Raw genomic sequence first — 14,089 nt, 5'->3', positions numbered from 1 at the left:
CTCACCGGGCGGGCCGGTCCGATCCGGTCGACCGGCCCGATCACACGCCACCACAAGGAGATCGACGATGAACACCCGAGCCCGAAAGACCACCCTCCGCGCCCTCGTCACCACCTTCGCCGTCGCGGCCGCGACCGCCGGCGTCGTCCCGGTCGGTGCCGTCTCGTCGGCCGACGCCGCGAGCGCCATGGTCACGCACGCCCGCAACTACGTCGGGACCTACCAGGGTCAGTGCAAGGTCTTCGTCCAGAAGATCTACGCCGAGGTCTACCCCAACACCCTCGGCACCGGCTACTACCAGGCCTACATCAACGCCGGCTACCACCGCGTCGCCAAGGCCGACGTCGTGCCCGGCGACATCATCCAGGAGACCGACTCCGGCTCGCACACGACCGGCATCCACACAGCCATCGTCTCCGGTGACCCCGCCGGCGCCGAGATCCGCGTCATCGACTCGAACTTCGTCGCACCGAACAAGGTCGGCGAGCACACCTACAACCCGACGACGCACGCGGAGTCGCACGGTGGCGTCGCGTACTACTGGCACAAGGGCTGACACCCGACGAGCGACCGGTGGACCCGGTGGTGCCGCGGAGACGGAGCGTCTCCGCGGCACCACCGTGATCTCGTCGTCCGTGTGTGCCCGGGCATGCAGGAGGGCCACGACGCGATGCGTCGTAGCCCTCCTGCGTCGTCGGGCGAGCCGGGTCTCAGAGCCCCGCGACGTACTCGCACGGACCGTTGGCGGAAGGGGCGCGTCGGCACCAGGCGTCGGCCGGGGCGGAGCCGGCGTGGCTCGAAGAGCCGGCCGTGAGGCCGAGGATGACCGCGGCAGTGACCGCGGCGGCGATGCGGATGGCGTTCTTCATGAGACAGTCCCCTTGGCTCGTCCAGGGCTTGATGGGTGCCCTGCTGATGATCGCCATTCAAGTGGGTCGCGCCAACAAATCACTAACAACGCAGCGACGAGTTCTCGTGGGCGAGGGGTGGGAGCCGCAGCGCCGCGGTGCCGAGCCCGAGACGGGTCAGGATGGCGTCGGCCTCGTCCGCGGCGTCGGCGTCCTCGTGCTCGTCGTGGCCCTCGTCGTGGCCCTCGTCGTGAGCCCCGGCGTTGTCCTGCTCGTCGGCAGGCCGGTGGCCAGATCCGCCCGCCCGGTCGCCCGGGCTATGGAGGCGCGCGAGGCGTGCCAGGTCGCAGGCGAGCTGCAGCTCGTCGCCGACCTCCCGACGGGCCTCGACGAGCCGTCGACCGCGCCGCGTCGCCGACGTCAGGTCACCGGAGGCGACGTCGAGGTCGACGGCCAGACGGAGGCAGTCGAGGTCCTCTCCGTCGGGGGTGTGGGCGTCGAGCTGGGGACGGGCGGCTCCCAGCTGCTCGCGGGCGCGGTCGAGGTCGCCCCGGAGCAGGTGCGCCCGGGCGAGCGCGAGCCGGCAGTGCGCCGCGCCGAGCTCGTCCCGCAGGCCGTCGGCGATCGCGAGGGCCTCCGTGAGAAGGGCCTCCGCCTCGTCGGTGCGGCCGAGGTCGAGCAGGCCCTCGGACCGCGTCACGAGCCAGATGCACGTGCGGCGCGCGGACCCGCCGTGACGCGCGGCCTCGACGGTGGCTGCGAGAAGGGGGTCGCCCTCGGCAGGACGACCCATGTTGCGCAGCACCACACCACGCTGGCCGAGGGCCGAGGCCCGGCCCGGCTCGTCACCGCGCTGCTCGGCGACGGTGGCCAACGCGGCATACGCCTCGAGCGCCTCGTCGAAGTGATTGAGCACCATGGCCGCCCAGCCGGCCTGCGCCATGGCGGCCTGTTCGAGCGCCGGGTCACCGAGGCTCTGGGCCGTGGCGAGCCGACGCGCGGCGACCTCGGGCAGCTCCGCGTAGCGCCGCTCCTGCGCGAGCACGCCGAAGAGCGCCCCGAGCAGCTGCGCGAGCAGCCCCTGGTCGCGCGTCTCGGGATAGTCGTCGAGGGCGAGGCGCAGCACCCGCTCGCGTTCGTCGTCGTAGGCACGGATCGTGAGGAAGGTGCGCAGCGCGAGGGCGAGGCGGGCGGCGAGCTCTCGCTCCTCGAGGGCGACGGCCCCGAGCACGACTGCCGTGAGGTTGATCCGCTCGGCCTCGAACCAGTCGCTCGGTGCCCGGACCGGGGCCGAGGTGAGCGGCGCGTCCGAGGTCGCGGTCGCGCCGGACGTGGTGCCCGCCGTCGAACCGTCCGGCGTCGGGGACCCAGCGCCGTCGGAGGTCAGCTCCGCCTCCGCGGCGCTCGCGAGCTCGAGCCACGCGCGGTAGAGGCGCAGGGCGAGGGCATCGCGCTCGGCTCCCTCCGAGGCGGCCAGTCGCTCGCGGGACAGCTCGACGACGAGGCTGTGCACCCGGAAGCGGGCCTGACCGGCGGCATCGCGACCGCTCGGCTCGACGAGGTGGCGGTCGATGAGCTGGTCGAGCGCCTGACGAGCCCCTGCCCGCGACTCTCCCTCGCCCATGAGCAGGCGTGGCACCCACTCGGGCCACTCTCCCGACGTGACGCCGAGCCGGGCGAAGAGGCGCGCGGCCGGGGCGGCGAGGTCACCGACCGAGGCGCCGATGCTGGCCCGCACGTCGATGTCGCCCACCGAGAGCTCGTCGAGCCGTGCGTGCTCGCCCGACAGCCGGTTGCGCAGCTCACCGAGCTCCAGGTCGGCGTTCGTCGCGAGCTTGGCGCCGGCGACGCAGAGGGCGAGGGGAAGGTGGCCGCAGAGGGCGCTGATCTCCGCGACGACCGCGTCGTCCCCGGTGGGAGGGCCGGACGGACGGTCGGGGCCGGCCAGCGCGACGATGAGGCCGGCGGCGTCGTGGGGCGCGAGCGGCGGCACCGTGTGCCGACGGACGCCGACGAGCCCGGCCAGCTTGCTGCGCGACGTGACGATGGCCCCCGATCCGGGTCCGGTGGGCAGCAGGCGCAGGACCTGGGCCTCGCTCACGGCGTCGTCGAGCACGACGAGCAGCCGCTTGCGATCGATCGTGCTGCGGTACAGAGAGATCCGCTCGTCGGGGTCGGCCGGGATCGCCGCCGGGTCGACCCCCAGTGTCCGGAGGAAGCGGGCGGCGATGTCGTGCACGTCAGCGGTGCCCCGCGGCCCGTGCCCGAGGGCGGCGTGGAGCGTGCCGTCGGGGTACGAGCCGCCGAGGGCGTGCCCGGCAGCGAGGGCGAGGGCGGTCTTCCCCACGCCACCGACTCCGACGAGCACGACGACGGTCGGTCGCCCGGCGCCGGGGGCCGCGGCGGTGCCGCCTTCCGTCCCCGCCGGGGCGCCGTCGCTGCCGGGCAGAGCCCCGAGGCGCTCGACGATGGTCGACAGCAGCTCGTCCCGGCCGACGAGCGTCCAGGCCAGGGCGGGCAGCTCGCGCGGGACCGGTCGGGTCAGCGCGGTCACCGCGCCGGTGCTCCGCGGCGTCGCGAGCGCGCGTCCCTCGAGGATCGCCACGTTGAGGACGGCGAGCTCGGCGCCGGGGCCGACTCCGAGCTCGTCGATGAACTGGCGCCTCAGCCGGCGGTACTCCTCGCCGGCCTCGCTCCGCCGACCGGTCGCGGCGAGGGCGCGGAGCCGGTGGGCGTGGAGGCGCTCGTTCCAGGGGTCGAGGTGCAGCTGGCTCGCCGTGGCCGCCAGCACCTGGTCGTGCTGCCCGGTGGCGGCGAGAGACTCCACGAGCAGGTCGATGGCGGCCACCCGCTCGTCGTGCAGCGACTGCACGAGGGTGGCGACCTCGGTGTCGGGACTCGCCGGAGCCGCATCGCTGAGGGGCGTGCCTCGCCACAGGTCGAGAGCGCCCGTCAGCGTCCGGGCGGCGGCGTCGGGCGCGCCGGCCTCGGCGGAGAATCGCGCGTCGGCGACGAGTCGCCGGAACTCGACGACGTCGAGGCGGTGCCGGGCCATCCGCAGCTGGTAGCCGAACGGCCGCGTCGCCACGAGGTCCCGGTCGTGCGCGGACAACCGGCGCCGGAGCCCGGCGATGAGGTTCTGCAGCTGTTGCTTGGCCGTCGGGGGAGGCTCGGTCCACAGGGCGTCGATGAGCCGCTCCGTGGGCACGAGCCGATCCGCGCCGAGCAGCATCATCGCGAGGACGAGGCGCTCGCGACCGCTGCCCAGCGGCACCTGCGCCCCGGCGTCGGAGAGCACCTCGACAGGCCCCAGCACCCCAAACTCCACGGGTCATTGATACCGGACGCCGAGCGTGGGAGGGCAAGAGGAGCGGCCGCCGGCATTGGCGGGTCCGGGCGTGCCGGACGATCCCGGAGCGCAGAGGGTCGGGCGGGGACGTCCTGCCGCGGTTAGCCGAATGTTAGGGAGGCGCCGAATCGTGTCCGGGGTCAAGCACTTCCGGCTGCGAGCGGCATACGGCTGCTCACACCGACCGACCGACCGGGTCGGCCGACCCGGTAGCGACAAGGAGACACCCATGAAGTCCCAGCCCACCCGCCGGGCCGTCCTGCGCTCGGCGCTCGCGACGGCCGTGCTCTCGACCGCCGTCCTCACGGCCGGCCCCGCCGTGACGGCGCAGGCCGCCCCCAACGACCCGATCAGCCGTGCCGACGTCATCGCGCGCGCCAAGAACTGGTTCGACCGCAACATCCAGTACAGCCAGACGGGCACGGCCACAGGTCCCGACGGTGTCTACAGCTGGCGCCGCGACTGCTCCGGGTTCATCTCGATGGCCCTCAAGCTCGGCCCCACCGGCCTCAGTGCGCCCAACACCACCGCCCTCGCCGGCTCCACCTACAGCTCGGGCATCAGCAAGGCGAACCTCAAGCCCGGCGACTACCTCGTCGACGCGGGCAACCACGCGGTCCTCTTCGAGAAGTGGGCCAACACGGCGCACACGCAGTTCTGGCTCTACGAGGAGTCGAACCCGACCACCGACATGGAGCACCGGATCGCCAGCCTGAGCACGTACTCCGGCTACCTGGCCCGCCGCGCCGACAACATCCGCGACTGACCCCTCCGGGACGAAGCAGCGGGACAGCCCGACGGCGCCCACCCCGATCCTCCCGGGGTGGGCGCCGTCGTCGTGCCGCCGGTGGTCGTGGGGCCGGTCGGGGCGGGCGGCGTTGGCGGCTACCAGCCCGTTCTCTCCAGCGTCTGGCGGATGGAGTCCCGGATGGACACCATGTCCCAGTTGAAGGGGTCGGTGCGTCCCGTCGTGCTCGTCTCCTTGTGCGCACGGACGAAGGTGTGGTCCCCGCCCAGGGCGCCGACGATCCGGGCGGCAGCCAGCACCGCGGCCGACTTCTGGGCGCTCGTGGCGTACTGGGTGGGATCGGCGGCCGTCGCGGCATACTCGATCTCGAGGCCGACGTAGAGGGCGTTTGCGTCGCCCTCGGGCACCGGGCCGCTCGCCCGCGCCCGGCCGGCGTGGTCGGCACGACCCGCAGCCACGATCCAGCACTCGGCGTTCCGGTCGACGAGGACGTGACACCTCGGGCCGGGTGACGGCGTGTCTGGGGCGTCGCCTCGCAGGGTGGCCAGTGACGGGGCCGGAGCCTCCGGGGACGCCGCGGCCCCCGTGTGGTGGAGCAGCACGCCCACCGGGGCGAAGTCGCCGGGACGCGCGCGAGTGCGCCAGCCGTCCGTCTCGTGGACCGTGAGTCCAGCGCCGGTGAGCGCCTCGGCCAGCCAGCCCAGGGCCGAGGGCCGCGGCGCCGGCAGGGCCGACGGTCGGTCCGTCTCGGGTGACGGCGATGCGGCCGGAGCTCCGCCGGCTCGCGGCGCAGTGTGCATGAGGGCCTCCTTCGATCGAGGCCGGACTCTCCGGCGACGATCCAAGCCTTCCGACCGTCAGTAACAACGCCCTAATCGTCGTGCGACGCTGCGCGATGCGAACCGACCCGAGCCTCTGAGCCGGCGGCCCGGCTCAGGGCTCGAGCAGGACGGCCCCCGGGCCGTGGTCCGCCAGCACGTCGGACGGGTTGTTGAGCGCGCAGGTGCGCAGGCTGAGGCATCCGCAGCCGATGCAGGAGTCGAGCTGGTCGCGCAGCTTCTCGATGCGGCGGATCTGCTCGTCGAGCCTGCCGCGCCAGGCGCGCGAGAGGCGGGCCCAGTCCGTCGCCGTGGGGGTGCGCGCGTCGGGGAGGGTCGCCAGTGCGGCTCCGATCTCGTCGAGCGACAGCCCGACCCGCTGGGCCGCCCGGATGAACGACACCCGGCGGATCGTGGCCCGCTCGTAGCGGCGCTGGTTGCCGGTGGTGCGCTCCGACGTGATGAGCCCGAGGTCCTCCCAGTAGCGCAGCGCGGAGGTGGCCGCACCGGTGCGCTCGGCGACCTGCCCGATCGTCAGGCCCGACATCTAGGAGATCCTCGCCTCGGCCAGGCGGGCGAGGATCTCCTCGACCGTCTCGTCCGGTGTCTGCTGCGAGCTGTCGAGCCAGAGGCCGATGTGCGGTGTCTCGGTGCGCACCTTGTGGTCGAAGTCGCGGATCGACCAGAGGTCGCCGTAGCCGACCTTGACGCGCTCGGACTCGCGCTGCATCACGGTGCCCACGTCAGGTGCGAGCATGACGAGGCTGAGCGGTCGCGCGGTCAGTCGGTCGAGGAAGGGCTGGAGGGTCGTGCCGACGAAGAGGTCCTGGACGACGACGGTGAAGCCGGCCGCGGCGTACTCGTTGGCGGAGTGGGCCGCGATGGCGTGCCGCAGCGCCAGCTGCCGCTCGGCCTCGGGGTCGCCGTGCGGCGACATGTCGACGCGGCCGCGTACGACGACGCGGCGGAACTCGTCACCGCGCAGGTGCACCGCGCGCGTGAAGCGCTCCGCGAGGAGCTGGGAGACGGTCGACTTGCCCGCTGCCATGACGCCGGTGACGACGATGACCTGCGGGATGTCGACGGCGGTGTGGAGGGGCCGGTCGCTCACACCGCACCACCCTAGGCGCCGCCGGGCGAAAAGTCGTCAGAGTTCATGTGACGTTCAAGTAGCGGGCAGGGGTCAGGCGTACGCCTCGACCTCGTCGGGCGTGGCACGACGCACGACGACGCGGGTCCACGCGCCGACGTAGAGCCGGTCGTCGTCGCCGAGCTCGGTCTTCGGGCCGACCGCGATGGAGCGCAGGGGGAGTGGTCCCGACGCGGGGCCGACGAAGGTGCCGTTGGAGCTGCCGAGGTCCTCGACGAACCAGCGCGAGCCGTCGGTCGTCAGCTGGGCGTGTCGACGGCTGACGCCCGGGTCGGACGACAGGTCGATCTCGGGGTTGGTGTTCTTGCTCGTGGACACGCGACCGAGCAGGACGCTGCGGTGGCGCAGCGGCATGATCGTCGGCAGGCCGGGCGAGGGACAGGGGTCCTCGGCCTCCTGGGTCTGGTACCAGTCCGGGTCGACCCAGACCTCGGCCAGCCACTCGAAGGACGTGGACGCCTGCTCCTCGCCGGCGCCGGCGCCGGCCCCGGCCCCGGTGACAGCGGGGGCGCCGGCAGAGCCGGCTGCCGCGGGGTCGACGGCCTCACCGTCGGGCGCGGTGTCCTCGAGGTCGTCCGGACCCGCCGACGGGTCACGCGGCATCGCGCCGGTCGTGAAGTCGTAGCCGCAGGCCTCGCAGAAGAGTGCGCCGTCGGGGTTCTCCGTCTGGCAGTTGGGGCACACGAGGCCCGCCGGTGCAGCCGGGTCAGCGGGAGCCGGGGTCGCGGGGGCTGCCGCGGCCGGAGGGTCGAGGTCGAGCGAGGAGCCGGACGTCCCCGCGCCGTTCGCCGCCTGGGCCGGGCCGCCCGTCGGGTCGGCGCTCGCTCCGACACCGCCGCCGGCGGCCGGCTGGGCGCTGGCGTCGATGGGTGAGCCGCAGGTGTCGCAGTAGTCCTCGGCCTCGGACGTGTGCCCGTTGGGGCAGACAGCGCTCACCGGCGCACCCGGCTCGTCTTCGTCGACGCCGTGTCGAGCGACATCTCGTCGATCTTCGAGGCCCCCTTCTTGAGCCGGACGGTCCCGGTGTCGGCGTCGTCGATCTCGACGACCTTGCGCAGGCGCGAGGTCATCTCCTCGTTGCCGGTCTGGTCGGCGAGCTGGACGGCCCGACCGAGCTTCGAGGTCGCGACGTCGTCCTGACCGGCGGCCTTGGCCGCGAGTCCCTCCTGGATGACGGTGGCGAGCTCGGCCTGTCCCGTGTAGGCGGCGACCGCAGGGTCGATGCGGGTCGTGAGCGAGTCGTCGTTGCTCCACTTGGCCTTGACGAGGGCCTGGGCGACAGGGTCGCCACCGAGCGAGAACTGCACCCGCGCCGCGAGCTGCTCCTGGCCGAGCGTGCGGGCCGGGAGGCGGACGGCCACGTGGTAGTCGCGGCTCTCGTCGGACCACGCCCCGGTCGGGTAGGCGCCGGTGAGCGGGTTGACGACCGTGCGTCGCGACGTGAGGTCCTCGAGCGTCGGTGACACCTGCTTGACGAAGAGCAGCTCGGCACCCTGCGGCACCCACACGCGCAGCTCGGAGTTGGCGACGCCGCGAGACATCGAGGCACGCATCATGGCCTCGAACTCCGCGGCCATCTCCTCGGGCGCCGGGATGAGGTCGACGGTGCCGAGCAGCGCCGAGGCGATGCCACGCACCTCGTCGACGCGCCACTGGTCGCCGACGCCGCGGCAGTCGCACTGGAAGGCGCCGACGCAGCTGCGGACCGCGGCCTGCAGCGACTGGGGCGTCTCGCCCTCGTTGACGCCGTCGGTGAGCAGGATCGCGTGGCGCTTGGTCACGTGCGGCACGGTCTCGAAGATCTGCCGGGCGAGGGTGAGCCACGTGCCCATCGCCGTGCCGCCGTTGGCGCGCAGGCCCTCGATGGCCCGGTTGGCCTCGCCGCGGGTGTGCGCCGACATCGGCACGAGCGCGCCCTGGTGGCTGTAGGGGTAGACGATCTGCGCCGTGCCGTTGCCGGACACGATCGAGAAGAGCGTGCCGTCGACGATCTCGGCGAGGGCTGCCTTCGCGGCCTCGCCGGCGGCCTGGACGCCGCGGCGGCCCATCGAGCCGGAGGTGTCGATGAGGATGACCTCCGCCGCCGAGCCCGGGTCGGCGAGCCCGGCCGAGGCGCCGGCCGACGCACCTGCCGAGGCACCGGTCGAGGTGACGCGGACGATCGCGTGCACGTCGGTGCCCCCGTCGGGCAGGAACTCGTTCTGGAACACCTCTGCCGTGAAGTCAGCCATCGGTCGGGTCCCCTTCCACCGGCGCCGCCGCTGCGGTCGCCTCGGTCGTCGTCGTGCTCGATCCTCGCCCAGCCAGTCTGGCGAGGGCAACCGTGATGTTGTCTCGTCCACCCTGCTCGTTGGCGAAGTCGACGAGGGCCTGGGCCACCGTCGTGGGCGTGGCGTCGTCGAGTCGTGCTGCGGCGTCGGTCAGCAGGGTGCGCAGCGCCTCGGCCTCGGAGCAGTAGTTCCACAGCCCGTCGGAGCAGACCATGAGCCAGCCGGGCGTCGCCGTCAGCGTCGTCAGGTGGGGCGTGAGGTCGTCGGGGGCGTCCTTGCCGAGCCAGCGCGTGATCGAGTGCGCGTGCGGTCCGGTCTCGGCCGCGAGCCTCGGGACGCCCGCCGCCATCTGCTCCTGGGCGAAGGAGTCGTCGCGGCCGAGCTGGCGCGCGGGCTCCGCGGTGTCGTCGGGCAGCCAGTAGACGCGACTGTCTCCGACGTTGCCCGCGACGATGACGTCGTCCTCGACCACCGCAGCCGCAAAGGTGCACGACGGCGGGTTGGGGACGTCCTCGACGACGGAGGCCGCGACGGCTTCGTTGGCGCGGGTCACGGCGCTCGTCAGGGCGCGCCCGGCGCCGGCCGCCCACGCGTCCGGGGTGCCGACGCCCTTGGGGAAGGGTTGGTCGAGGACCGCCCGGGCCGCCGTCGCGGCCGCGAGCGAGGCGATGTGCGAGTCGGTGGCCATCGAGACGCCGTCGCAGACGACGAGGACCGCGCGCGACCCCGCCGGCTCGCCGGCGCTGAGCGACATGGCGTCCTCGTTGCGGGCGTGGCGCCTGCCGATGTCGCAGACGCCGCCGACCCAGGCGGTCGGGGACTCGACGAGGTGGTCGCGCGGGTTGGGCGGTGGCGTGCCGCAGTGGTCGCAGTAGCCGTCGACGATGTGCCCCTCGCCGCAGGCGTGGCAGGTCAGGTCGTCCGCCACGGGGACCACGGCCGCCGACGGGACGGCCCCGGTCCAGCCGACGTCGAGCGGGGACTCCTCGCCGGCGGGCGCGGTCTGCGGTGTCGCCGAGGCGAGCACGGTGCCGTCCGAGACGTCGACCGGCGGCTGGGCCCCGTTCGAGGCGCGGGCCGCGACGACGAGGTCGGCGCCGCACGCCTCGCAGAAGGTCGAGTCGGCCTGGTTGGCCGTGCCGCAGACGGGACAGTCCCGCGAGGCGGTGGCGGCGGACGAGGTCGCCGACGAGGCGGCGGCCGAGGCAGCGGACGAGGCCGCAGGCAGCGGAGCGGGCCCAGCTGCTCCCGTGGTCGGGATGTCGGTCACCAGAGGCTCCAGGGTCGGATGGCGTTTGCCTCGTCGACGAGGGGGACGCGCTCGGACAGGTCGGGGGTGCGCTTGGCCAGCTCGCGCAGGGCCTCCTCGAGCCCGAGACGCAGGCCGTTGGGGGTGCCCTTGTGCTCGCCGAGGCGGACGTCGGCCTTGTTGCCGCTCTTCTCCACGGTGACGAGCGCCTCACGGTAGATCAGCGTCGTGAGCTCGGCCCGGCGCCGCGCCGACAGGGACGTGTCGTCGAGCGTGCGCAGCGCCTCGGCGAGGTCGGGCAGTCCCCGGTTCGCCTTCGTCAACAGCTCAGCGAGGCCCGCGCGCGCCGTGCGGTAGGCGCTCGACTGGACCGGGACGAGCCGGTATGCCGCCACGGCCCCCTCGACGTCGGAGCGCGCGGCCCGGATGCGGGCGAGGCCGAAGGCCGACATGGGGACGTAGGTGGCGTCGGTGCGCGCGCACGCGACGTAGAGGTTCTCGGCGACGGCGTCGTCACCCGCTTGCTCCGACGCCTGCGCGAGCGCGAGCTTGGGCGCGAGCTCCCCGGGCACCTGGCCGTAGACGGCGTTGAACGCGGCCTGTGCGGCTCGTGAGTCGCCCCGCTCGAGCGCGGCCAGGCCCTGGATCCACACGGCCCGCCACTCCCACGGGTCGGCGCTCAGCAGCTCGCCCGCCGTCGACTCGGCGACGTCGGGCTGGCCGGCGTCGAGCGCGGTGCGGGCCTGCTCGAGGAGCACCTCCGTCGTGCGCACGGCGGCCCGCTTGAGCGTCGCGAGGCGCTCCTCCGGTGAGCCGGAGACCGTCGTCAGCCAGCCGGTCTGCGGGTCGTGCGGGTCGCGGCGCATGGCCGGCAGGTTGCGCCAGTCGTCGGGCTCGACGCCCGGCGTCGGCACGTCGAAGAGCAGCGAGCTGACCGTGGTCGTCGCGGCCCCGGACCCCCGGTCGAGGGCGACGACCTCACGGAGCACGCCGACCATCTGGGAGCGCAGCTCGTCGGCCGAGACGAATCGGTCGTCCCGGTTGGGCGCGCACGCCTTCGCGACGAGCCGGTAGAACGAGTCGTAGCGCTGGAAGACCGGCACGGTGTCCTGGGCCGGGAGGGTGTTGAGGAAGGTCGTCTGGTAGCCACGGAACTCCATCGTCAGCACGACGAGGGTGCGCCCGATGGTGTAGATGTCAGAGGCGGCGGAGACGCCGAGCTCGGCCACCTCGGGGGCCTGGTAGCCGACGGTGCCGAAGATCGCCGAGTCGTCGTCGTCGGCGCGGCGCACGCCACCGAGGTCGATGAGCTTGACCTCGTCGCCGACCTGGATGATGTTGTCGGGCTTGAAGTCGCAGTAGACGAGCCCGAGGTCGTGCAGGTACTGGAACGACGGCAGGATCTCGAGGATGTAGGCGAGGGCCTGGTCGACGGGCAGCGGGTCGTACTTCCCGGCGGCCTGGAGGCGCTGCTTGAGGATCGACTTGAGCGAGGTGCCGCCGACGTACTCCATGACGATGTAGCCGGCGTCGTCGTGCGTGACGAAGTTGTAGATCTCGACGATGCTCGGGTGCGACACCTGCGCGAGGAAGCGCTGTTCGGCGATGGCCGCCGCGAGGGCGTCGGGGTCGGCCGAGTTGAGCAGGCCCTTGAGCACGACCCACCGGTCCGAGACGTTCTTGTCGCGTGCCAGGTAGATCCAGCCGAGGCCGCCGTGGGCGAGGCAGCCGGCGACCTCGTACTGGCCCGCGACGAGGTCGCCCGCCTTGAGCTTGGGGTCGAAGGAGAACGGGTGGCGGCAGTTGGCGCAGAAGCCGGTCGTCCGACCCGGCTTGCCGTCGCGGCCGCGACCGACCGGCTCGCCGCACTTCGGGCAGAAGCGCTTGTTCTCGGGCACGGACGGGTTGGTGAGCAGGGCCTTCTCGGCGTCGATCTCGGGTGCCGGGCGCACCGAGGTGATGCCGCCACCGAGGCGGGCCGAGCGCAGGCGCTGCGAGCCCCCCGTGCGACGCGTGGCGATGGACCCGGCCTCGCGGGCACGCTTGGAGCCCAATGCTGCCGACGCGAGGTTGCTCGAGGCGGCCGAGCGCGTGGAGATCTCGGGGCCGACACCTCCGGTGGCCCCTGTGGCCGCGGCGGCGCCCGTGGTGGCAGCGACGGACGGCGCGGAGGGGGCGGCATACCCGGCGACACCGAGCTGGTCGGCCGGCGTGCCACAGACGTTGCAGTAGCCAGCATCGATCGTGCCCGTGCATCCGGGCTGCTGGCAGGCGCCACCTTCAGGGATGGACGGACCGGGGACGGCGGCCGCGGCCGGGGCCGGTGCCCTGACGGCGGTGGCGGGGGTGGAGCCGGCGGCCATGCCGCACACGTCGCAGTAGCCGTCGACGATCGTTCCGGTGCAGCCCGGCTGCGTGCAGTTCATGGGCGGGGCCTCTGGGGTCGGGGTGCGTTGGGACGGGGAGTGGCTCGAGCGGCACGGGGCTGCGGGCGGGTGGCCGCGTCGACGTAGGCCGAGAAGGCCGCGGCGAGGGCGCGGGCACGGGAGATCGGCAGCGGGCGGGCGGCGAGCGTCTCGTCGAGGCGGCGGCGCAGCTCGGCCACGTCGGCTCCCGCCTCGGGAGTCAGCGTCGCGGCGGCGGCCATGGCGCCGACGGCACCCACGAGCCCGACGACCTCGTCCCGCTCGGCCAGCCCGGCGGCATACGTCTCGTGGGCGAGGTCGAGCGCCCGGGAGACCCGCTCGAGCTTGTCGCGGTATGCCGTGAGCTCGGCTGCCGCCTGCGGCACGGGTCCCAGCGCTCGGACGTTGGGGATCGCGAGGTGGGGTGCCGGCGTGATCGCCTCGAGGCAGGCGCGTTCGAGGGCCCGGATGGCGGCGGCGCGCGCGTCGAGCTCCTCGACCTGCTGCTGGGTGCGCACCCGGCTGCGCGCGGCGGAGGCGCGCTCGGCGGCGGCGACGATGAGGTCGCGCTCGAGCACGGCCACGTCGATCTCGAGGGGGCCGATGATCCCGCCGACGTCGGCGCCACGACGGGCGCGTTCCACGAGGTCGTCCATCCGGCGGTCGAGCCGCGCGAGCTTCTCGGTGGCGTCGTCACGCTGCGTGCCGGCCGGGACCAGCGGGATCTGGTCGCGGGTGCGCTCGATCCCGGCCCGCACCATGGTGATCCGCTGCGTCGCCTCCGCCGCCCCGGGGGCGAGGGAGGCCCGCGCCTGGAGGGTGCGGGTCAACGAGTCGAGCAGCCGGCACGCCTCCGGGAGGCTCACCGCGAGCGAGCCGCTCGACGGCAGCGCGAGGTGCTCGGTCGTGTTGGAGTCAAGCCGTCCGTGGATGAGGGTCGAGAGGCGCTCGGCCTCGACGGGACCGACGCGGCCGCCGTCGAAGGTCGTCTCGAGGAGGGTCAGGCGGTCGCTGACGGCCTTCCAGAAGGTGAGCGCCACGGTGAGGTCGGTGGTGATCGCGACCTGCTCGGCCTGCGAGAGCTTGAGGACCGCACGGTCGACCTCGCCGAGGTCGGCGCGGCGCTGGGCGACCCACTCGCGCAACGCGTTGAGGTAGGTCTGGGCCTCGCCGGCCTGCACGGGCACGCCGAGCCGCCCGGGTGCCGTCGGTGCGACGGTGCCCGGGTCGGGGTGGCTCTGCGGCATTGCGC

The 14,089-nt window shown here is 73.7% G+C and carries 12 protein-coding genes; 2 read left to right on the top strand and 10 right to left on the bottom strand.

Going from position 1 to position 14,089, the window contains the following annotated elements; genetic code table 11:
- Positions 1-67 precede the first annotated feature (67 nt).
- Complete coding sequence (locus H283_RS0119385) at positions 68-556, top strand: CHAP domain-containing protein (RefSeq protein WP_020145187.1); 489 nt, start codon at positions 68-70, stop codon at positions 554-556.
- A gap of 154 nt (positions 557-710) precedes the next feature.
- Here the strand turns inward: H283_RS0119385 and H283_RS27875 are convergent, their stop codons facing one another.
- Both H283_RS27875 and H283_RS0119375 read right to left on the bottom strand, forming a co-directional pair.
- Positions 711-869, bottom strand: coding sequence for a hypothetical protein (locus H283_RS27875; RefSeq protein WP_020145186.1), 159 nt, complete (start codon positions 867-869; stop codon positions 711-713).
- A gap of 82 nt (positions 870-951) precedes the next feature.
- Complete coding sequence (locus H283_RS0119375; RefSeq protein WP_020145185.1) at positions 952-4,164, bottom strand: BTAD domain-containing putative transcriptional regulator; 3,213 nt, start codon at positions 4,162-4,164, stop codon at positions 952-954.
- Between the two features lie 262 nt (positions 4,165-4,426).
- Between H283_RS0119375 and H283_RS0119370 the strand changes: the two genes are divergently transcribed.
- Positions 4,427-4,963 carry a C40 family peptidase gene (locus tag H283_RS0119370; RefSeq protein WP_020145184.1) on the top strand — a complete coding sequence of 179 codons (537 nt, stop codon included), beginning with the start codon at positions 4,427-4,429 and terminating at the stop codon, positions 4,961-4,963.
- A gap of 119 nt (positions 4,964-5,082) precedes the next feature.
- Here the strand turns inward: H283_RS0119370 and H283_RS25785 are convergent, their stop codons facing one another.
- From H283_RS25785 to H283_RS25780, 8 genes are all read right to left on the bottom strand, one after another.
- On the bottom strand, positions 5,083-5,745 hold the full coding sequence (locus tag H283_RS25785; RefSeq protein WP_020145183.1) for an N-acetylmuramoyl-L-alanine amidase: 663 nt from the start codon (positions 5,743-5,745) through the stop codon (positions 5,083-5,085).
- 133 nt (positions 5,746-5,878) lie between these two features.
- Entirely contained in the window at positions 5,879-6,310 is a 432-nt protein-coding gene (soxR, locus tag H283_RS0119360) for a redox-sensitive transcriptional activator SoxR (protein WP_020145182.1), read from the bottom strand.
- The gene (locus H283_RS0119355; RefSeq protein ID WP_020145181.1) at positions 6,311-6,874 is read right to left on the bottom strand and encodes an AAA family ATPase; all 564 of its coding nucleotides are present in this window, start codon (positions 6,872-6,874) and stop codon (positions 6,311-6,313) included.
- Positions 6,875-6,946: 72 nt separating this feature from the next.
- Positions 6,947-7,849, bottom strand: coding sequence for an FHA domain-containing protein (locus H283_RS0119350; protein ID WP_020145180.1), 903 nt, complete (start codon positions 7,847-7,849; stop codon positions 6,947-6,949).
- On the bottom strand, positions 7,846-9,144 hold the full coding sequence (locus H283_RS0119345; protein WP_020145179.1) for a VWA domain-containing protein: 1,299 nt from the start codon (positions 9,142-9,144) through the stop codon (positions 7,846-7,848). The genes H283_RS0119350 and H283_RS0119345 overlap by 4 nt, the downstream gene beginning before the upstream one ends.
- Entirely contained in the window at positions 9,137-10,453 is a 1,317-nt protein-coding gene (locus H283_RS0119340) for a protein phosphatase 2C domain-containing protein (protein ID WP_020145178.1), read from the bottom strand. Before H283_RS0119340 ends, H283_RS0119345 begins: the two co-directional genes overlap by 8 nt.
- Positions 10,450-12,858, bottom strand: a complete 2,409-nt coding sequence (locus H283_RS0119335) for a serine/threonine-protein kinase (RefSeq protein ID WP_020145177.1) — start codon at positions 12,856-12,858, stop codon at positions 10,450-10,452. Before H283_RS0119335 ends, H283_RS0119340 begins: the two co-directional genes overlap by 4 nt.
- On the bottom strand, positions 12,855-14,084 hold the full coding sequence (locus H283_RS25780) for a hypothetical protein (protein ID WP_020145176.1): 1,230 nt from the start codon (positions 14,082-14,084) through the stop codon (positions 12,855-12,857). Before H283_RS25780 ends, H283_RS0119335 begins: the two co-directional genes overlap by 4 nt.
- Positions 14,085-14,089: the final 5 nt, after the last annotated feature.

This window comes from Terracoccus sp. 273MFTsu3.1 (assembly GCF_000383675.1).
Classification (GTDB): domain Bacteria; phylum Actinomycetota; class Actinomycetes; order Actinomycetales; family Dermatophilaceae; genus Terrabacter.
The sequence above is the reverse complement of the archived record's forward strand: the minus strand, read 5'-3'. Positions and strand labels throughout refer to the sequence as shown.

Coding starts and splice junctions, on each gene's coding strand:
- H283_RS0119385 (WP_020145187.1), top strand. CDS start 68: ATGAACACCCGAGCCCGAAAGACCACCCTCCGCGCCCTCGTCACCACC.
- H283_RS27875 (WP_020145186.1), bottom strand. CDS start 869: ATGAAGAACGCCATCCGCATCGCCGCCGCGGTCACTGCCGCGGTCATC.
- H283_RS0119370 (WP_020145184.1), top strand. CDS start 4,427: ATGAAGTCCCAGCCCACCCGCCGGGCCGTCCTGCGCTCGGCGCTCGCG.
- H283_RS25785 (WP_020145183.1), bottom strand. CDS start 5,745: ATGCACACTGCGCCGCGAGCCGGCGGAGCTCCGGCCGCATCGCCGTCA.
- soxR (WP_020145182.1), bottom strand. CDS start 6,310: ATGTCGGGCCTGACGATCGGGCAGGTCGCCGAGCGCACCGGTGCGGCC.
- H283_RS0119345 (WP_020145179.1), bottom strand. CDS start 9,144: ATGGCTGACTTCACGGCAGAGGTGTTCCAGAACGAGTTCCTGCCCGAC.
- H283_RS0119335 (WP_020145177.1), bottom strand. CDS start 12,858: ATGAACTGCACGCAGCCGGGCTGCACCGGAACGATCGTCGACGGCTAC.
- H283_RS25780 (WP_020145176.1), bottom strand. CDS start 14,084: ATGCCGCAGAGCCACCCCGACCCGGGCACCGTCGCACCGACGGCACCC.